Below are 18,983 nucleotides of genomic sequence, written 5' to 3' on the forward strand. Positions count from 1 at the left end.
TCGCGGCCTTAGCTCGCCTTTTTACCCTCGTCTACAGGGTGGAAGGTATAGCTGAGGGTGATTTCCTGGATGTCGCGCGCGTCGGGATCATCCATGATCTTGGGATCGACGAAGAACAGCACCGGCATCCGCATCTGCTGCCCCGGCTCCAGCCGTTGTTCGGTGAAGCAGAAGCACTGGATCTTGGTGAAATATTTGCCCGCCTGCGTCGGCGTGACATTGAACCCCGCGGTGCCGACGACCGGCACCGACGAGCTATTTTCGGCAATAAAGATCGCCATGTCGCGCGCGCCGATGCTGACCGTGTCGGTCGGATGCTCGGGATAGAATTTCCACGGCAGCCCCGGCGAGACATTGGCGTCGAAACGGACCGAAATGGTTTTCGACAGGATCACCGGATCCGCCGCCGCAGCAACCGGGTCATAGCGCTGGGTTGTGCCGCCGAAACCGGTGACGCGGCAGAACAAGTCGTACAGCGGCACCGCCGCAAATCCTAATCCGACCATCGCGAGTGCCAAGGCCGATGCCAAACTCGCGGTCTTTGCTTTCGGGGACAGGCGCCCAATTACCGGAAAAGATGTCATGCGAAAACCTGGATCTTGGCGATGGTGATGAAGAAAAACAGGATCGCGAGGCCACCGAGCATCCAGGCCATCATATTGGCGCGGCTGCGCTGGCGGCGGCGATATTCGACCTCATCAAAGGGTTCGAGATTCGGCTTTTCGGTCATAAATGCCACCAATGATCGGCAACAACGGCGCCGAAGAGAATGAAAAGATAGGCGATCGAATAAGCGAATAACCGCTTTTCGGGCTGCATCAAATCGGCATCGCCGGTCGTGCGCGTGCCGACCTGAACCGACAGCGCCACGAACAGCGCCGAAAGGAGGACCGCGGTCCACCCATAGAGTGCGCCCGTGTATCCCAGCGGCCACGGTGCAATCGCCGCTACCGCCATGATCAGCGCGTAGAAAAGAATCTGGCGCCGGGTCGATTTCTCCCCCGCGACGACCGGCATCATCGGGATGCCCGCGGCGGCATAGTCCGAGCGCATGAACAGCGCGAGTGCCCAGAAATGCGGCGGCGTCCACAGAAAGATCAGCAAGAACAGCATGACCGGCAAAGGCGCGATGCTGCCGGTCGCAGCGACCCAACCGATCAGCGGCGGAAACGCGCCCGCCGCACCGCCGATGACGATATTCTGCGGCGTCCGCGGCTTCAGCCACATCGTGTAGACAAAGACGTAGAAGAGGATCGAGACCGCGAGGAGCAGCGTCGCCTGCCAGTTCGACGCAAACAGCATCAGGAACAGCGAGAATGCCGCCAGCCCGATGCCGAATTGCAGCGCCGTCTGCGGGTCGAGCCGTCCTGCGGGCAGCGGCCGTCCGGCGGTGCGCTTCATCTTGGCGTCGAGGCTCGCCTCATACCATTGGTTGAGAGCGCCCGACGCCCCTGCCCCCAAAGCGATCGCCAGGATCGACGAAAAGGCAAGGACCGGCGGCACGCTGACCGGCGCCGCTAGGAGCCCGCACAGCGCGGTGAACACCACCAGCGACATGACGCGCGGCTTAGTCAGCGCGAACAGGTCGCGCCAGTCGGCCGGAAGGGCCGTTTCGCCATGGGTCAGGCTCTGCGCCATGTTAACTCCAGCCCGGGATGCGAACGCCCCCTGCCGAAACTAGCAGGGGGCGCGCACAATCAGGCGATACGCGGCAGTTCGTTGAACTGGTGGAACGGCGGCGGGCTCGACAACGTCCATTCGAGCGTCGTCGCGCCTTCGCCCCACGGATTGTCGGCGGCCTTCTTGCCCGCGACCAGTGACCACAGAATGTTCACGAAGAAGATCAGGACACCGACCGCCATGATGACATAGCCGTAGGACGAGATCAGGTGCCAGAAGGCATAGGCTTCGGGATAATCGGGGTAACGGCGCGGCATGCCCTGCTGTCCCAGAAAGTGCTGGGGGAAGAACAGGACGTTGACGCCGATGAAGAAGATCCAGAAGTGCAGCTGGCCCAGGAACTCGTTGTACATCCGCCCCGACATCTTCGGGAACCAGTAATAGAAACCGGCGAACAGCGAGAACACGGCGCCGAGCGACAGCACATAGTGGAAGTGGGCGACGACATAATAAGTGTCGTGCAGGTTGGTGTCGACGCCGCCATTGGCCAGCACGACGCCGGTCACGCCGCCAACGGTGAACATGAAGATAAAGCCGAGCGACCAGACCATCGGAGTCTTGAAGCTCATCGACCCGCCCCACATCGTGGCGATCCAGCTGAAGATCTTGATGCCGGTCGGGACCGCGATGACCATCGTCGCCGCCGTGAAGTACATCTTCAGGTTCACGCTCATGCCGACGGTGAACATGTGGTGCGCCCACACGATGAAACCAACGACGCCGATCGCGACCATGGCATAGGCCATGCCGAGATAACCGAACACCGGCTTGCGGCTGAAGGTCGAGATGATCTGGCTGACGATGCCGAAGCCCGGCAGGATCATGATGTACACTTCGGGGTGACCGAAGAACCAGAAGAGATGCTGGTAGAGGACGGGATCGCCGCCGCCTGCCGCATCATAGAAGGTCGTGCCGAAGTTGCGATCCGTCAGCAGCATGGTGATCGCCGCCGCCAGAACCGGCAGCGCGAGCAGCAGCAGGAAGGCGGTGACGAGCACCGACCACACGAACAGCGGCATCTTGTGGATCGTCATCCCCGGTGCGCGCATGTTGAAAATGGTGGTGATGAAGTTTATCGCGCCCAAGATCGACGCCGCACCCGCAAGGTGGAGCGAGAAGATCGCCATATCGACCGCCGGCCCCGCCGACCCACTGGTCGACAGCGGCGCGTAAACGGTCCAGCCCGTACCGGCGCCAAGCCCGCTGCCGCCCGGGACGAACATCGACCCGACCAGCATGACAAAGGCGACGAAGGTCAGCCAGAAGCTGACATTGTTCATGCGCGGGAACGCCATGTCGGGCGCGCCGATCATCAGCGGGACGAACCAGTTGCCGAAGCCGCCGATCATGGCGGGCATGACCATGAAGAACACCATGATCAGACCGTGCGCCGTGATCATCACGTTCCAGAAATGCTTGCCCTGAACGTCGCCAGCGGCGCCGTCGAAAAATTGCGCCCAGCCGGTCAGATACTGGATGCCGGGTTCGGCGAGTTCGAGGCGCATCATGCCCGAAATCACCCCGCCGACGATCCCGGCGACGATCGCAAAGATCAGATAGAGGGTGCCGATATCCTTGTGGTTCGTCGACATGAACCAGCGGACGAAAAAGCCCGGGGTATCGTGATCATGGTCGTCATGCGCGTGATCGGCGTGACCATGGGCGGGTGCAGTTGCGGCGATATCGGTCATCTGTCGGACCCCTTATTAATTCTTGGCGACCGGGGCGGCGGCGGGCGCCGCTGCCGGGGCAGCTTCGGTCGTGGTGGCGGCCGGCGTCGCGGCAGGCGCGGCAGCGGCGGGCGTTGGTGCAGCGGCAGCGGGCGCGGCGGCTGCGGCAACCGGACCAGCCGGATTGCCGCCCTTCGAACGCACCCACGCTTCCCATTTATCGACCGGCAGCACTTCGACGGCGATCGGCATAAAGCCATGATCGACTCCGCAGAGCTCCGAACATTGGCCGTAATAGACGCCGACTTTGTTGGCGGTGAAGGTGGTTTCGTTGGCGCGGCCGGGGACCGCATCCATCTTGGTCCAGAAGGCCGGGACCGCGAAGCTGTGGATCACGTCGGCACCGGTGATGATCAGTTTGACCTGACGGCCAACGGGAACGACCATCCGGTTGTCGACCGCAAGCTGGTACGGCTCGCCCGATGCCTTGGCCTGATCGACGGTCAGCATCTTCGACACATATTCGCCAATACCCTGGTCGGGATAGGCATAGCCCCAATACCATTGATATCCGGTCACCTTGATCGTCAGCGCTTCCTTCTTCGGCGGCTCATATTGCTGCGCGAGCAGGCGGATCGACGGCACCGCGATCACCGCAAGGATGAGCACCGGAATGGCGGTCCAGATGATTTCGATGAAGGTGTTGTGCGTCGTCTTTGACGGCACCGGGTTGGCTTTGGCGCGGTAACGGAACACGACCCAGAGCAGCAGGCCAAGCACGAACAGCGTGATGATCGTGATCACCGGCAGCAGGATGACATGGTTGAACCAATAGGCCTGCTCACCAACCGGGCTGACCTGCGGCTGGAAATCGATCCCGGCGTCGATAGGCTGACCCACACCGGGAGTGGGTTTCATCGGCGTATAGGTTGCATCGCCAGCCGGAACCGCCGCTTCGGTCGCCGCGGGTGCCGCCGTCTGCGTCGCCGCATCGGCAGCGGTCGGCGCAGGATTCGCAACCGGCGCCGCAACAGGCGCTTCGACCGGCGCCGCCGCAGGTGCTTGCGCATGGCCGACGCCCGCCGCGCCAAGCGACAAAGCCGCCGCAATTACAAGGGTTTTCAAGCTCTTCATAAGACTGGTGCCGCCCGTTGCCTGTTGTTCTTTATCATATTTCGTCCTGCCTCGCAGCGTGTCGGACAAGCGACGCGACAGCCGAAAGGCAGGCTGAATCTCGCGGGCGCTATAGACCCGCTTGCCGCTTGCCTCAAGCATCTCTAACACTATTTTACGGCTGGCAAATCTTCACCGCCAAAACCCGGTCGCCCGCAAAGGGCGACGCTCTGGATAAAAGAACAAGTCTCCCATGACCGATGATGAAATTCTGGCCGAATTCCGCGCCGCCGAAGCCCTGCTCCAAGGCCATTTCCTGCTCTCGTCGGGGCGCCACAGCGAATATTATCTGCAATGCGCGCGCGTGCTGATGGATACCGAGCGCGCCGGGCGGCTCGCGGTCGCCCTCGCCGCGAAACTCCCTCGCGACCTCAAGCAGGCGATCGACGTCGTGGTGTCCCCGGCGATGGGCGGCGTCATCATCGGCCATGAAATGGGCCGCGCGCTCGGCAAGCCTGCGATTTTCGTCGAGCGACCGACCGGCACCTTTGAACTCCGCCGCGGCTTCACCATCGAACCCGGCGCGAAAGTGCTGATGGTCGAGGATGTCGTGACCACCGGCCTGTCGTCGCGCGAAGCGATGGCGTGCGTCGCGGCGGCCGGCGGCGACGTGATTGCCGAGGCGGCACTGGTCGATCGCTCGGCGGGCAGCAATGTCGACCTCGGCGTCCCCTTCTATCCGCTCGTCGCGATCAATTTCCCGACCTACGCCGCCGACGAACTGCCTGACCATCTGGCGGGCTCCGAAGCGATCAAGCCCGGGAGCCGCGCGAATTGAGCGCCAATCATTCCTCTGGTCGCCTCCGCCTGGGGGTCAACATCGACCATGTCGCGACGATCCGTAACGCGCGCGGCGGCGAGCATCCCGACCCGGTGCGTGCGGCCGAAATCGTCGCATCGGTCGGCGGGGACGGCATCACGGCGCATTTGCGAGAGGACCGGCGCCATATCCGCGACGACGACCTGGCGCGCATCCAGGCGGCGACCGACCTGCCGCTGAACCTGGAGATGGCGGCAACCGACGAGATGGTCGCGATCGCGCTGCGCCACAGCCCCCACGCCGCATGCATCGTCCCCGAAAAGCGCGAGGAGCGCACGACCGAGGGCGGGCTCGACGCCGCAGGCCAGCATAACCACCTCGCCCCGATCGTCGCGCGACTATCCGATGCGGGGATTCGCGTCAGCCTGTTCATCGAGCCTGACCCGCGCCAGATCGAGGCGGCGATGATGCTGCGCGCGCCGGTCGTCGAATTTCACACCGGCCGCTACGCCCATTGCGAAGGCGAAGAACGCGCCGTGGAACTGCGGCGCCTCGCCGACGCCGCGGCGCTGGCGTGGAAAAATGGCATCGAACCGCATGCCGGGCATGGCCTGACCTATGAGAATGTCGTCCCGGTTGCGGCGATCCCGCAGCTCGCCGAGCTCAACATCGGCCATTATCTGATCGGCGAAGCGATCTTTACCGGGCTGGAAGATGCAGTGCGCCGGATGCGCGACCTGATGGACGAGGCGCGCGGATGAACGCGCCCCAAAATACCCTCCTGCTTGTGTCCGGGCTTCTGAAGGTCGGTGCAACGCTGCTGATCCTGCTGATGTTCGCGAAGCTCGGATGGGATCTGGCAAGCGATCGCCACGTGGAAATTCCCCCGATCTTGATCATCGCGATCGGTGCGACGCTCGCCGCGCAGCTGGCCACTTGGGCCGGCTGGCGCTTCGCCTCGGGCCGCGAAACCGAGGACCGCAGCAGGTGATCATCGGCCTCGGCTCCGACCTCTGCAATATCGAGCGCATCCAAAACTCGCTCGACCGCTTCGGCGAGCGCTTCGAGAATCGCGTCTTCACCGATGTCGAGCGCGCCAAGGCCGCGCGCCGCCCCTACACCCGCGCCGGCACCTACGCCAAGCGCTTCGCCGCCAAGGAAGCCTTCTCGAAAGCCGTCGGCACCGGTTTCAAGCGCGGCGTGTTCATGAAGGACATCGGCGTCGTCAACGCGCCCTCTGGCGCCCCGACGCTGGCACTGACCGGCGGCGCCGCCGAACGGCTCGCTGCGATGATCCCGGCGGGCTACACCGCGCACATCCACCTGACCCTGACCGACGACCATCCGTGGGCGCAGGCGTTCGTCATCATCGAAGCAATCAAGGACTGACGGGACAATGGCGAAGAACAAGGCGCAGGACGACGGCAGCTGGGGCAAATTGATCCGCGACATCGTGGTGATCCTGCTGCTTGTGCTGGGCATCCACAGCTGCGTCGCCAAGCCTTTCTATATCCCGTCCGATTCGATGATGCCAGTGCTGCGCAACGGCGACCGGCTGATCGTCAGCAAATATCCCTATGGCTGGTCCTATGCCTCGGTCAGTTTTCATCTCGCGCCCAAAACCGAAGGCCGGATCTTCGGCAAACTGCCCGAACGCGGCGACATCGTCGTGCTCGAACATCCGGTGACGCGGATCGACTATATCAAGCGCGTTATCGGCCTGCCCGGCGACACGATCCAGCTGACCAACGGCGAACTCAGCATTAACGGCAAACCGGTGAAGCGCGAAGTCCAGCCGCTGCTGGCGCTCCCCGTCGATCCGAACCTGCCGATCATGGGCAGCAGCCTTGACCGCTTTATCACCCGTGGGGCCGACGGGCGCGAAATGCTCGAACTACCGATTGTGCGCGAAACGCTGCCAGGCGGCGCGACCTTTGACACCATCGACATGGGACCGGGATACACCACCGACGATTACGGCCCGATCAAAGTCCCCGCCGATCATCTGTTCCTGATGGGCGACAACCGCGACGGCAGCGCCGACAGCCGGGTGGACACATCGCAAAAGGGGCTCGGTGGCCCCGTCCCGTTCGATGTCATCGCGGGGCGGGCCGAGATCATCAGCTTCTCCACCGATGGCACCGCGATATGGTACAACCCGCTCAGCTGGTTCAACGCGCTGCGCTCTGGCCGCGCGGGAACCGACTTGCGCCCCGAACGTAGCAGCACAGCAAAATAGGGAGCGAGGACATGGTGGAGCGGGTCGAGCGGAAAGAGCGCGCTCAGGCGCGCGCCAAGGCGACCGCCAACGCCCCCGGCCCGACCGAGATCCGCAGCCACCTCGTCCGCACCGAATTGCTCAAGGCCAGCGTCTGGCTTGGCCTCGCCCTGCTCATTGCCGCCTGCATTGTGCTGATCCAGCCGATCCTGCTGATTTTTGCGGCGATCGTCATGGCCGCGATCCTCGACGGCGGCACCCGCCTGCTTGGCCGCATCCTGCCAATCGGGCGCGGCTGGCGTCTTTTGATCGTTTGCCTGTCGGTGCTGCTCTTCATGGTCTGGACCGCGATGTTCGCGGGATCGCAGATCGCGGCGCAGGCGCTGAGCCTGCAAAGCGTTGTGATGGCGCAGATCGAACGGCTGGCGGCGTGGGCAAGCGATCATGGCATGGGCAGCTTCCAGCTCGACACCAAGACGATCTCGGACAATTTTGCCGGCACCTTTGGTCGCGTCACCGCCGCGGTCGGCTCGGTCGTCGGCGCATTCACCAGTCTGGTGATGATCCTCGTGCTCGGCGTGTTCATTGCGATCGAACCGCGGCTATATGAACGCGGCGTCGCGTGGATGCTGCCGATGAAGAACCGCGAAAATTTCTACATCACCACCGCGCGGATGGGGTTCACCCTGCGCCGGTTGATGGCGGGCCGCCTGCTCGGCATGTTCGTCGAGGGGGTCGGCACCTGGCTCGCATGCATGGCGGTCGGCATCCCGATGGCGGCGTTGCTCGGCCTGCTGACCGGCCTGCTCGCCTTCATTCCCAACATCGGCGCGATCGTGTCGGGCGTATTGCTGGTGCTCGTCGGCTTTTCGGCCGGAGTCGACGCTGGGCTGTGGGCGATCGTCATCTATCTGGTCGTCCAGACGGTCGACGGCTATCTGATCGTGCCGATGGTCGCCAAAAAGACCGTCGACCTCGCCCCCGCGCTGGTGCTCGGCGCGCAGATCCTGCTCGGCGCGCTCCTCGGCATCATGGGGCTGTTCCTCGCCGACCCGATCGTCGCGATGATCAAGGTCGCGCTGGAACGCGAGGCTGAGAGGAATGCCGGAGCGCCGCCGACGGATACGAAGGCGGTCGCAGTCTGAAAACCATCGTCCCTCTTTTCAGTTCGTCATCCCGGCGAAGGCCGGGATGACGGGAACAATCGGGATAACGGAAATCAGGGTCAGGGCTGCGGCGCACCCGGCGGCGGTCCCGCCGGGCCAGCGCCGTCCGGCGCGCCCTGCATCATCTGTTGCTGCTGCATCATCTGCTGTTGTTGCTGCATCTGCTGCTGCATGGCGCGCACCTCGGCTTCCGACCGGTAATCGAGCAGGGTTACGGTAAAGTGCAGCGTGCTGTTCGCGGGGATCGGCCCGGTGGCGCGGTCGCCATAGCCCAGCTGCGGCGGGATGGTGATTTTATACTCGCCGCCCTTCTTCATCCGGGTCAATGCTTCGGCAAATCCCGGAACGACGCCCGCGACCTGCATCGGCGCCTGTTCATTGGCGTCGAACACGGTGCCGTCGTCCAGCTTGCCTTCATATTTCACCAGCACCACGTCGGCCTTGGTCGGGCTGTTGCCGGTGCCTTCCTTGACAACCTCGAACCCGATGCGCGGGGTGACATGAAAGGCAAAGGCGGTGGCCGCACCGAGCAGCGCAATCACGCCGATCCAGATCAGCCACAGGCCTTTTTTGCTTACCGGGCGCAGGGGAACCGTCGTTACGCTCATTGTCGCTGATCCTTAACGCTGCCCTGACGGGCCATATTGTTGGGCACGCCTATAGTCGGAGCGGTGCAGGGCGGTCCAGCGTGAATTGAGTGCTGGCGGTGACGCACTTTGCGAGAGGCAGTGACCGTGCTGATCCTCCCTGTCGCGCAGCGATGGGGAGGTGGCAGCGCGAAGCGCTGATGGGGGGGCGCTAACGCAACGTCGTCGCCCCTCCACCACTTGCTGCGCAAGCGGTTCCCCTCCCCATGGCTTCGCCACAGGGAGGATTTTACCGCCGCAACTGCGCGAAATCCGAAAAAACGAAAAAGGCGCCGCGGTTGCCCGCAGCGCCATTTTCACGATCCGAATCCTTACCGGGAAGGTCGGGTCTTACTTGATCCCGTCGCGTTCCATCCGCTTGCGCTCCATCTTGCGGGCGCGGCGGACGGCGGCGGCGTGCTCACGCGCGCGCTTTTCGCTGGGCTTCTCGTAATGACGGCGCAGCTTCATTTCGCGATACACGCCCTCACGCTGCAACTTCTTCTTGAGCGCGCGAAGGGCCTGGTCGACATTATTGTCGCGAACGATGATCTGCATGTGCCGTGTCGTCTCCGGTTCGTCCAACGATCAAAGTGGCCCGATGTCCGGTCCGCCAAAAATCGCCGATATAAGGGCAATAAAAGAAGCGCCGCGAACCCGCGACGTTCCGATGGCTGGGCCGATAAGAGGATTCGCGGCGAAATGCAAGCCCCTGCGCGGCAAAAACCCCTGCCCCGCTGACGAGCGGCAGGGCCTGCTTGCGGGATTGTGCCGCCCCCTTGCCTTATGGCATAGGTAGCAGGACGAAACTAACAAGACAAAGGGACAGGCCATGGCGACCCAGCTGAAGCGCAACAGCAAATATAGTGAAGCCGAGTGGACGGCACGGCAGGAACTGGCCGCCTGTTACCGGATTTTCGCGATGATGGGCTGGGACGAGATGATCTTCAACCACATCACGGTGAAGGTGCCGGATGAGGAAGGATCGTTCCTGATCAACCCCTATGGCATGCATTTCGGCGAGGTGAATGCGTCGAGCCTGGTCAAGATCGACATCGACGGCAACAAGGTTGACGAGGATAACCCCTGGCATGTGAACAAGGCGGGTTTTGTGCAGCACAGCCTGTTCCACCGCGTACTGCCGGACGCCCACGCGATCATTCATACGCATACGACCGCCACCGTCGCGGTCTGCTCGCTTGAAGGCGGGCTGCAACCGGTCAACTTTTATGCCTGCAATTTTCAGGGCCAACTCGCCTATCATGACTTCGAAGGCGTCACCGTCCGCGAAGAAGAGGGCGAGCGGCTGGTCAAGAATCTGGGTGACAAGCGCATCCTGATGCTGAAAAATCATGGCCCCGTTGTGATGGGCAAGAGCCTGCCCGAAGCGTTCATCAAATACTGGTCGCTGCAACGCGCGTGCGAGCATCAGATGGCGACGCTCAGCATGGGAACACCGATCAAGGTCAGTCCCGAGGTGATCGCCGTCCACCAGCGCGACCTGTATATGGCGTCGCCCCCTGGCGGCGCCGGTCGCATGGAATTCGATGCGATGGTCCGCAAGGTCGACAAAATCGATTCAAGCTGGCGTGACTAATCACGCGGCGGCGCTAAACGAGCCGGCATGACACGATTCTCGGTCAACGACCGTCCGGTCGAATATCGGATGGAGCCCGACACGCCCCTGCTGTGGGCGCTGCGCGACGCTTCGAACCTGACCGGCACCAAATATGGTTGCGGCACCGGCGAATGCGGCGCCTGCACCGTGGACATCGACGGCGAGGCGATCCCCAGCTGCATGGTGACGATTGCCGAGTGCGAGGGCCGGTTTGTCACGACGATCGAAGGTCTGTCGCGCGACCGCAGCCATCCGGTGCAGCAGGCGTGGGTCGCCGAACAGGTGCCGCAATGCGGCTTCTGCCAGTCGGGGATGATCATGGCGGCCGCCGCGCTGCTGCGGACCAACAGCAACCCCAGCGATGCCGAGATCGACGCCGCAATCACCAACATCTGCCGCTGCGGTACCTATCCGCGCATCCGCACCGCGATCCGCCGCGCCGGGCGCGTCTTGCGCGGCGAGGATCGGATTGCCGCGGCGCCGCCCCCCGGCATCCGCCCCGAAGACGCCGCGCGCGCCGTCCCCGCGCTGCGCCTGCCCCCCGGCACCTGAACCCATTTCGTTCATGTAGCTGAACCCCAGGCAACAGCGTGGTTCAGCCGCCGATCATCTTGCCGCCGGTAACACACAATTCATCATCCCGGCTGGCCTCTCCAGCAATCGGGACATGAGTTGGAGAATGGCGAGATGAAAAAGATGTTCGGAGGGTTGCTGATCGCTGCGACGATCCTGACCCCCATTGCCCCGGCCGCCGCGCAGGCGTCAGGCGAGCGCATACAATTGGCGCAGCGCGGCGACGGCAATCGCGGCGACCGTGGACCGCGCGGTCCCGAAGTACGCCGCGGCAATAGCGGCGGCGAAGCGCGCGTCCAGCGGCAGCAGGCGCAGCCACGTGCCGAGCGTGTGCAACGCAGCGAGGTGCGCCAGCAGCGCAGCGAAGCGCGTCAACAACAGCGCGCCAATGACCCCCAGCGCCAGGCGCAACGCCAGCAGCGCGGCGATGACGCACAACGCCAGGCCCAACGCCAGCAGTGGCAGCAACAGCGCGCGGACGGACAGCGCGAGGTGCGCCAGGGCGGCGCCTATGACCGGAACAACGACGGGCGCCTTGACCGCCGTTGGGATCGCAATCGCAACGGTCAGGTCGATCAGCGTTACGATCGCAACGACAACAATCGTGTCGATCGCCGTTACGACCGCAATCGCGACGGCGACCTTGATCGCCGCTGGGATCGTAACAACAACAACCGCATCGACCAGCGCGACCGACGCTATGACCGCAATCGCGACGGTCAGATCGATCGGCGCTACGACCGCAACAATAACGACCGCGTCGATCGCCGCTACAGCGACCGCCGGGGCAATTGGAACCGGTCATGGCGCGACGACCGCCGCTACAACTGGCGCGACTATCGCCAGCAGTACAGCAGTCGCTATCGCCTGCCCGCCTATTACTCGCCGTACCGCAACCATCGCTACACGCGATTCAGCATCGGCTTCAGCCTGGGATCGCTGTTCTATAGCAGCCGCTACTGGATCAACGATCCGTGGCAGTATCGCCTGCCCCCGGCCTATGACGGCTATCGCTGGGTCCGCTATTATAACGACGCGATCCTCGTCGATACCTACAGCGGCCAGGTCGTCGACGTGATCCACGATTTCTTCTGGTAAGTCCTTTCGATTACCCGAAGACAAACTTGAGGGGTCGGCTTGTCCGGCCCCTCTTTTTATGGGCTTGCCTCCCTTTGCACGGAGCGCCACGGTGGCGCATCAGTCAGGGGAAACAGGATGCGCAAAATCGGACTCGCCGCCGCCGCAACGTTGGCGCTGCTCGGCAACACCGCGAACGCCAAAACCACGGTCATCTATGCCGGCCGCGTGATCACCGACGCCGACAAGCCCGCCCAGGGGCCATCGACGATCGTCATCACCGACGATCGCATCACATCGATCACGGCGGGCCGCACCGCCGCTCCCGCTGACGCCGAAATCGTCGATCTGGGTGACAAGACCCTGCTCCCCGGCCTTATCGACCTTCATGTCCATCTGACCGGCGACGCTGGCGGCGATTTCCGCAGCGCGGCGGTCGATCCCGACGAGTGGGGCGTCGTCGTTGGAACGAAAAATGCCGGTATCACGCTGCGTGCCGGGTTCACCACGGTGCGGGAGGCGGGATCGGCGCAATACACCGCTTACTCGCTGCGCCGTGGCACCGCGGCGGGGTTCATCAGTGGGCCGCGGATCATCGCCGCCGGGCCGGCACTATCGATCATCGGCGGGCATGGCGACGTCACGGGCTTTCGCGAAGACGTCCATGACGTGCTCGATGAAGGTTACACCTGCACCGGCGCGCTCGAATGCGCCGAAAAGGTGCGCAAGGCCTCGCGCGCCGGGGCCGACATCATCAAGATCACCGCGACCGGCGGCGTGTTGTCGCAGCAGGGCCGCGGGCTGGAGGGGCACTTCACCAGCCCCGAACTGCAAAGCATCGCCGATACCGCGCATTCGCTGGGGCTGAAGGTGATGGCGCACGCCCACGGCGCTCGCGGCATCGAGGCTGCGGCGGCGGCGGGGATCGACACGATCGACCATGGCACCTTCGCCGACGATGCGGCGCTGAAGGTGATGAAGGCGAAGGGCACCTATCTGGTCCCAACGTTGATGGCGTTCGAGGGCATCCGCGAGCGGCTCGGCAAGGGCATCTATACCCCGACGGTCGAGGAAAAGGTCCGCATGACGCTGGGCAGCGTCGGCAAGGCGGTGACCCGCGCCAAGGCGCTGGGCGTGCCGGTCGCCTTTGGCACCGACGCCGGGGTGTTCGACCATGGCCGCAACGGCGGCGAGTTTGCGCTGCTGGTCAAGGCCGGCCTGACCCCACGCGAGGCGCTGGCGAGCGCGACGACCGTTGCGGCTAAGGCGCTGTCAATGGAAAGCGAGATCGGCCGCATTGCTCCCGGCATGTCGGCGGACATGATCGCGGTTTCGGGCGATCCGCTGGCCGATGTGAGCGTGCTGGAAAAGGTCGATTGGGTCATGGTGCGCGGGCGGGTGGCGGATTGACGTAAAGAACCGCCGTGTCCCCGTTAAGGCGGGGACCCATCACCGGTGGCTTCAAGATGGCACTGGTAGGTGATGGGCGCCCGCCTTCGCGGGGGAGCACGGGGTTTGATTCTTGAAGGTCGTGCGCCCTAAGCAGCCCGCCGTACCCGCCCTCTAGCGGGCGACACCGTCTTCGGTCCCAGCAACGCATCCATATCAACCGCCTTGGCAAATTTCACCCCGACGCGATTGCCCGCCGACCAGCGCGCCTCGGCGCTGAGCATCTGATCACTGCCGAACTCCAGCGTCAGCGCCGTTCCCGGCGGGACATTCCAAAGCCCTTCAACCAGCGCCCCGCGCGGCGACATATTACGCACGATGGCGTCATATTGGTACCCGCCGCTCGCCACCTGAATCCTACGGAAAATCGTCAGCCGCGGCTGTCGGGCGCTTTTGAACCCGCGCGCCTCGACCCGCCCGCCACCGTCGCGCAGCAGCGCCTGTACCTCGGCCAACTCCATCGGACGTCCATAAATGAATCCTTGGACATGGCTGCATCCCAGCCCGCGGATCAGCGCGAGATCGTCGTGCGTCTCGACCCCTTCGGCGGTCGTTTCCATGTTAAGCGCGCTCGCCAGCCCGACGATCGACGAGATGATCGCGGCGTTCATGCTGTTGGGATCGGCAGCACCGAGGACAAAGCTCTGGTCGATCTTGATCTTGTCGAACGGCGCCTTCTTCAAATAGCCAAGCGCCGAATAGCCAGTGCCGAAGTCGTCGAGCGCCAGCCGCACCCCGGTGCGCTTCAATTTCTGGAACATCGCCAGATTTTCGGGGCTTTCGTCAAGAAACACCCCCTCGGTAATCTCCAGCTCCAACTGTTCGGGGCGGATGCCCGCCGCCGACACGGCGCTCAGGATCGTCGCGGGCAGTTTTTCGTTGGCAAACTGGCGCGGTGAGACATTGACCGCGACACGGTAATCGGGGCCAAGCTGCGCGATCGTCGCGCAGGCGGTGCGGATGATCCATTCACCGATCGGGACGATCAGGTTCGATTCCTCGGCAATCGGAATGAATTTTGACGGGCTGATCAACCCTGCGGTTGCGTGGTGCCAGCGGATCAGCGCCTCGAACCCGGTGATCCTTTCGCTGCGCACATCGACGATCGGTTGATAGAGTAATCGCAGCTCGTCCTTCGCCAGCGCATCACGCAGCGCGTCCTCGATCGCTTTGCGCTCGCTCGCCTGGTTGTGCATCGCATCGGCATAGAAACGATAGACGCCGCGGCCAGCGTCCTTGGCGGCATAGAGCGCGAGATCGGCGTTGCGGACCAACGCCGATGCCGACACCCCCGGCCCGTCCGACACGGCAATGCCAATCGACGATCCGACGCGGACCTGCTCGCCCTCGATCGAAAAGGGTTTTGCCAGGCTCAGGATGATCGCATTGGCAATTCCCGCCAGCTTTTCGGGCTGGTTCAGTTGCGGCACCACAATCTGGAACTCGTCACCGCCCAATCGTCCAACCTGTCCCTTGTCGCCGACGATCTGGGTCAGCCGCCCCGCGACCTGTTGGAGCAACTGGTCCCCGACCGGATGCCCCAGCGTGTCGTTGACCGCCTTGAATCGATCGAGATCCATCAGGAGCAGCGCGCACGGCTGCGGTTGGCCGATATGATTTTTGAGCGCCCGTTCGAGCAAGTCGGTAATGTGCGACCGGTTCGCGAGCCCGGTGAGTGTGTCATACCGCGCCAGCTGGTTGATTTCGCGATCCGACCGTTTTTTGTCGGTCAGGTCGGTGCCGCTGCCGCGGAATCCCTGAAAATTGCCGAGCTCATTGCTGATCGGGTGGCCCGAAATCGACCACCAGCGTTCCTCGCCCACCACCGCGGCCCGCACCGTCAACTCCTTGAACGGCGTGCGCGACGACAGGCTGAAGCCCAAGGTACGCTCTTCATTTTCGTCATTGCCGATGCGTTTGCGGATGATGTCGGTAAACGGCCTGCCAAGCAGGTCGGACGCCGGACGGCCCAGCCGCGCCGCCACCGTTGGCGAGATATAGACAAGTTGGCCATGCCGGTCGGTTTCCCAGAACCAGCCGCGCCCGGCGCGTTCGAAATCGCGCATCAGGTTGAGCGCGCGCTGCTGATCGCTGACCAACCGCCGCTCCGCCCGCGTCGCGCGGCGCTGGTAACGAATATCCTCGCGCATCATCACAATCAGCAGGCCCAGAAACACAAAACCGGCGATCGCAAAGGGCCAGGACGCGATGCCAATCGCGCCGCCAAATGCGGTTGCCCCGGCAAAGGCGAAGAACGCGGGACGCACAATCGCCGCGGCCGACGCCGCGACCAGCAGCGATCCGATCTGGATCGCGGTAAAGGCGTCGAAATGGGTGCTGCCATCGGGAAACGCGATCGCGGCGAACATCGCCGCGGCGTTGAGCAGGGTGCCAAGCGCAATCAAAATCATGCACAGCATCGCGACGGGGCGCAGCCGTCGGCTCGACACCGCGCGCGGTCGTCGCATCGACTGGCCGATAACACTCAACATGACATCGCACGGCAACCCGGCCGCCATCACCAGCCATTGCGACGGATGATCCAGAAAACCGGCGATCCCCGGCACAAAGGCAAAGGTCAGAAACGCCAGCACACGACCGATCAGCACATAATGCCACAGCTGTGCCACGCGCATCAGGCTGGTGAGAAACGCGGGCGAATCGAACAACAATTCATCCGTCGATTGTTCGACGCCCGTCGGCCGGATAATGCTGCGCCGAACGCCCAATTTCCCGCTTGTCCTGCTCGTCTGGTCCACCCGGTTCAGTGGCCAAATAGAGGTTGCCAAATCCTTACCGCGGCGCGGGCGTTAACCCCGTTCTTGTGCCATTATGGACGCTATTCCGTTTCGCATCGCAACTTGATATAGCAGTTTATGCCCGCCGTCCGCCTCCTCCCGCCCGACCGCTTTTTCGACCGCAGCCAATGGGCGGCGATCACCAGCGCGTCGCGCTGGCGCGGCATCTGGCTCGTCGCCCATGCGTGGGTCGTCAGCATCGCGCTGGTGGGTGTCGCAGCATGGTCACAGAACCCGCTCGCGTGGCTGGTGGCAGTGATCTTTGTCGGCGGGCGCCAGCTCGGCCTCGCGATCCTGATGCACGACGCGGCGCACGGCCTGCTGCATCCGGTGCGCAAGACCAATAATTTCCTCGGCCAGTGGCTGACCGGGGCCGCGGTCGGCTCCGACCTCATCGCCTATCGCACCTATCATCTGCAGCATCACAAATTCACCCAGCAGGCCGAAGACCCCGACCTGGCACTGTCGAAGCCCTTTCCCACCACCCGTGCCAGCCTGGGCCGCAAGATACTGCGCGATCTGACCGGGCAGACCTTTTTCAAGCAGCGGATGGCGCAGTTCGGCTTCGCCCTCGTCGGGCTGAAAGCGATGCTGCACGGCGAAACCGCCGAAAAGGGCCGCGCCAGCACCACGGCGGGGACGCCGTTCAACAAACAATCCGACGACGGCATGACATCACCGACCGCTGATGTGGCAGGCGCAATGGCGGTGGCGCGCGCGGTCGGGCGGTTTCTGCTGGTGCAGGCGGTGCTGCTCGCCGCCTCGCTCGCGCTCTATGGCTGGACGCCATACCTGCTTTGGCTCGCCGGGCTGGCCACAACGTTCCAGCTATACTTGCGCATCCGCAACATCGCCGAACATGCATGTACCACGACCGGCAGCGACGATCCCTTCACCCACGCGCGCACCACGCACGCAGGTTGGCTCGCCCGCGCCACGGTTGCGCCATATTGGGTGAATTATCATGCCGAACATCATCTGTTCATGGGGGTGCCCTGTTACCGGCTGGCGGAAGTCCATGCGATGCTGGGCCGCGCCGGACGCCACGAATCGATGACGATCGCACCGGGTTACGCCGCGGTGCTGCGGCAAGTGACGTTAAAGGGCTGAGCCGCGCTACTGCGCAACGAAACGCGCGCCGGCGCGGTCCTTCTCGGTCGTCGCCGGATCAAAGATCATTCCGTTAATCGCGATATAGACCCCGGGCGGCAAGATCTGCGCTGCCGCCAGCGCAAAGCCGACGTTAAATTCTGCATCGCTGGCGCGCACCGACGCCGGTTGCATCGCCCCCGTCATCACGATTGTTTTGCCAGCGATCCCCGCCAGCATCCGCCCGGTGACGACCATCGTGTCGGTGCCATGGGTGACCAGGATGTGCGCAGCCTCGCTGCCCTCGACCGCCGCGCGGATCGCGGCGCGGTCGGCATCGTCCAGTTCGAGGCTGTCCTTGCGCATCAGCTGCGTCACCCGGTGGGGAACATGGACATTATTTTCGCGGAGCAGGTCGGGGATCGCCGCGGGCCCGATCTGAAATTCGCTCAAGGCGTCGAAATAGACTTTGTCGATCGTCCCGCCGGTGGTGAAAATCTCGATCATGCGCATTTGTCCTGCACCGGTTGCGCCGGCGTGCCATCGGGCGCAGCAAACGGCTGTTTGAAGGAGAAAGCGGTTGCCGTCGGACCGTTGGCGGCGAGACTGTCGATCCGCGCGATGCCCTCGGCCACGGTCGGCTGATGCCCGGCCGGAACCCACCACAGCGCCTGGAACACTTCAATGTGATCGAACCACTCCTTGCGCCGCCGCATGATCGCCAGATGTTCGGGTGCGCGATAAACGAACGCAGCGAGCGCATCGACGTCGCGCCATACCGACATATTGGCGATGATTTGCGGATCGTCGGTCACGGCGACGTCGGTCGCGTCATTGCCCTCGCCGACCAGCCGCCAGACAAAGCCCTCGCTCGCCTCGGCAATCGCGTTCACCGCATCGAGCGCGTCCATGAAATCGCGGTTGGCGACATGGTCGGCGGGCAAGCGAAACCGCGCGATATTGATCTGCGCCAGTTCATACTCCGCCATGTCATCCCCCCAACAATTCCCGTTCGCATCGAGCGAAGTCGAGATGCCCATCGGTTGTACAGTCTTCAGCGTGCCTCGACTTCGCTCGACACAATCG

At 63.6% G+C, this 18,983-nt stretch carries 22 protein-coding genes; 11 read left to right on the forward strand and 11 right to left on the reverse strand.

Annotated features, from left to right (window positions below; translation table 11 throughout):
• Positions 1-8 precede the first annotated feature (8 nt).
• From B4F07_RS15990 to coxB, 5 genes are read right to left on the reverse strand one after another with little or no spacing between them, the layout of a single operon-like run.
• On the reverse strand, positions 9-584 hold the full coding sequence (locus tag B4F07_RS15990) for a cytochrome c oxidase assembly protein (protein ID WP_293700889.1): 576 nt from the start codon (positions 582-584) through the stop codon (positions 9-11).
• Positions 581-730, reverse strand: coding sequence for a hypothetical protein (locus tag B4F07_RS15995; protein ID WP_293700890.1), 150 nt, complete (start codon positions 728-730; stop codon positions 581-583). The genes B4F07_RS15990 and B4F07_RS15995 overlap by 4 nt, the downstream gene beginning before the upstream one ends.
• Positions 727-1,638: a heme o synthase gene (locus B4F07_RS16000; protein ID WP_293700891.1), complete on the reverse strand. Its 912-nt coding sequence runs from the start codon at positions 1,636-1,638 to the stop codon at positions 727-729. Before B4F07_RS16000 ends, B4F07_RS15995 begins: the two co-directional genes overlap by 4 nt.
• Positions 1,639-1,697: 59 nt before the next feature.
• A complete protein-coding gene (ctaD, locus tag B4F07_RS16005; RefSeq protein ID WP_088439461.1) occupies positions 1,698-3,371 on the reverse strand; it encodes a cytochrome c oxidase subunit I in 1,674 nt (557 codons plus the stop codon).
• 15 nt (positions 3,372-3,386) lie between these two features.
• Positions 3,387-4,484 (reverse strand): cytochrome c oxidase subunit II, encoded by a 1,098-nt coding sequence (gene coxB / locus B4F07_RS16010; RefSeq protein ID WP_293700892.1) that lies wholly within the window; start codon positions 4,482-4,484, stop codon positions 3,387-3,389.
• 232 nt (positions 4,485-4,716) lie between these two features.
• On the opposite strand from coxB, the gene pyrE reads away from it, so the two are divergent.
• The 6 genes from pyrE to B4F07_RS16040 are packed head-to-tail and all read left to right on the forward strand — an operon-like array spanning position 4,717 to position 8,646.
• Positions 4,717-5,301, forward strand: coding sequence for an orotate phosphoribosyltransferase (pyrE, locus tag B4F07_RS16015; protein ID WP_293700893.1), 585 nt, complete (start codon positions 4,717-4,719; stop codon positions 5,299-5,301).
• Positions 5,298-6,044 (forward strand): pyridoxine 5'-phosphate synthase, encoded by a 747-nt coding sequence (locus B4F07_RS16020; protein ID WP_293700894.1) that lies wholly within the window; start codon positions 5,298-5,300, stop codon positions 6,042-6,044. The genes pyrE and B4F07_RS16020 overlap by 4 nt, the downstream gene beginning before the upstream one ends.
• On the forward strand, positions 6,041-6,274 hold the full coding sequence (locus B4F07_RS16025; RefSeq protein WP_293700895.1) for a hypothetical protein: 234 nt from the start codon (positions 6,041-6,043) through the stop codon (positions 6,272-6,274). Before B4F07_RS16020 ends, B4F07_RS16025 begins: the two co-directional genes overlap by 4 nt.
• The gene (acpS, locus tag B4F07_RS16030; protein WP_293700896.1) at positions 6,271-6,672 is read left to right on the forward strand and encodes a holo-ACP synthase; all 402 of its coding nucleotides are present in this window, start codon (positions 6,271-6,273) and stop codon (positions 6,670-6,672) included. The genes B4F07_RS16025 and acpS overlap by 4 nt, the downstream gene beginning before the upstream one ends.
• Positions 6,673-6,679: 7 nt before the next feature.
• The gene (lepB, locus tag B4F07_RS16035; RefSeq protein ID WP_293700897.1) at positions 6,680-7,522 is read left to right on the forward strand and encodes a signal peptidase I; all 843 of its coding nucleotides are present in this window, start codon (positions 6,680-6,682) and stop codon (positions 7,520-7,522) included.
• An 11-nt stretch (positions 7,523-7,533) separates the two neighbouring features.
• Positions 7,534-8,646 carry an AI-2E family transporter gene (locus B4F07_RS16040; RefSeq protein ID WP_293700898.1) on the forward strand — a complete coding sequence of 371 codons (1,113 nt, stop codon included), beginning with the start codon at positions 7,534-7,536 and terminating at the stop codon, positions 8,644-8,646.
• Positions 8,647-8,726: 80 nt separating this feature from the next.
• Here the strand turns inward: B4F07_RS16040 and B4F07_RS16045 are convergent, their stop codons facing one another.
• Together B4F07_RS16045 and rpsU are read right to left on the reverse strand one after the other, a co-directional pair.
• Positions 8,727-9,275 (reverse strand): FKBP-type peptidyl-prolyl cis-trans isomerase, encoded by a 549-nt coding sequence (locus B4F07_RS16045; protein ID WP_293700899.1) that lies wholly within the window; start codon positions 9,273-9,275, stop codon positions 8,727-8,729.
• Positions 9,276-9,644: 369 nt separating this feature from the next.
• Positions 9,645-9,851, reverse strand: a complete 207-nt coding sequence (rpsU, locus tag B4F07_RS16050; protein WP_037510267.1) for a 30S ribosomal protein S21 — start codon at positions 9,849-9,851, stop codon at positions 9,645-9,647.
• Between the two features lie 274 nt (positions 9,852-10,125).
• Between rpsU and B4F07_RS16055 the strand changes: the two genes are divergently transcribed.
• Positions 10,126-10,890: a class II aldolase/adducin family protein gene (locus tag B4F07_RS16055; RefSeq protein WP_293700900.1), complete on the forward strand. Its 765-nt coding sequence runs from the start codon at positions 10,126-10,128 to the stop codon at positions 10,888-10,890.
• A 27-nt stretch (positions 10,891-10,917) separates the two neighbouring features.
• Complete coding sequence (locus B4F07_RS16060) at positions 10,918-11,463, forward strand: (2Fe-2S)-binding protein (protein ID WP_293700901.1); 546 nt, start codon at positions 10,918-10,920, stop codon at positions 11,461-11,463.
• A gap of 210 nt (positions 11,464-11,673) precedes the next feature.
• Here the strand turns inward: B4F07_RS16060 and B4F07_RS16065 are convergent, their stop codons facing one another.
• Positions 11,674-11,952: a hypothetical protein gene (locus tag B4F07_RS16065; RefSeq protein ID WP_293700902.1), complete on the reverse strand. Its 279-nt coding sequence runs from the start codon at positions 11,950-11,952 to the stop codon at positions 11,674-11,676.
• Positions 11,953-11,976: 24 nt separating this feature from the next.
• On the opposite strand from B4F07_RS16065, the gene B4F07_RS16070 reads away from it, so the two are divergent.
• Together B4F07_RS16070 and B4F07_RS16075 are read left to right on the forward strand one after the other, a co-directional pair.
• The gene (locus B4F07_RS16070; RefSeq protein ID WP_293700903.1) at positions 11,977-12,582 is read left to right on the forward strand and encodes an RcnB family protein; all 606 of its coding nucleotides are present in this window, start codon (positions 11,977-11,979) and stop codon (positions 12,580-12,582) included.
• Positions 12,583-12,699: 117 nt separating this feature from the next.
• Positions 12,700-13,971: a metal-dependent hydrolase family protein gene (locus B4F07_RS16075; protein ID WP_293700904.1), complete on the forward strand. Its 1,272-nt coding sequence runs from the start codon at positions 12,700-12,702 to the stop codon at positions 13,969-13,971.
• A gap of 128 nt (positions 13,972-14,099) precedes the next feature.
• Here B4F07_RS16075 and B4F07_RS16080 read toward each other — a convergent pair whose 3' ends face one another.
• Positions 14,100-16,679: a putative bifunctional diguanylate cyclase/phosphodiesterase gene (locus B4F07_RS16080; RefSeq protein WP_293700905.1), complete on the reverse strand. Its 2,580-nt coding sequence runs from the start codon at positions 16,677-16,679 to the stop codon at positions 14,100-14,102.
• Positions 16,680-16,886: 207 nt separating this feature from the next.
• On the opposite strand from B4F07_RS16080, the gene B4F07_RS16085 reads away from it, so the two are divergent.
• Positions 16,887-17,918 (forward strand): fatty acid desaturase family protein, encoded by a 1,032-nt coding sequence (locus B4F07_RS16085; protein ID WP_293700906.1) that lies wholly within the window; start codon positions 16,887-16,889, stop codon positions 17,916-17,918.
• 6 nt (positions 17,919-17,924) lie between these two features.
• On the opposite strand, the gene B4F07_RS16090 is transcribed toward B4F07_RS16085, so the two are convergent.
• Both B4F07_RS16090 and B4F07_RS16095 read right to left on the reverse strand, forming a co-directional pair.
• Complete coding sequence (locus B4F07_RS16090; RefSeq protein ID WP_293700907.1) at positions 17,925-18,404, reverse strand: asparaginase domain-containing protein; 480 nt, start codon at positions 18,402-18,404, stop codon at positions 17,925-17,927.
• Positions 18,401-18,886 carry a DUF3291 domain-containing protein gene (locus B4F07_RS16095; RefSeq protein ID WP_293700908.1) on the reverse strand — a complete coding sequence of 162 codons (486 nt, stop codon included), beginning with the start codon at positions 18,884-18,886 and terminating at the stop codon, positions 18,401-18,403. Before B4F07_RS16095 ends, B4F07_RS16090 begins: the two co-directional genes overlap by 4 nt.
• Positions 18,887-18,983 lie beyond the last annotated feature (97 nt).

The organism is Sphingopyxis sp. UBA6723 (assembly GCF_002454115.1).
In the GTDB taxonomy this organism is placed as follows: Bacteria; Pseudomonadota; Alphaproteobacteria; order Sphingomonadales; family Sphingomonadaceae; genus Sphingopyxis.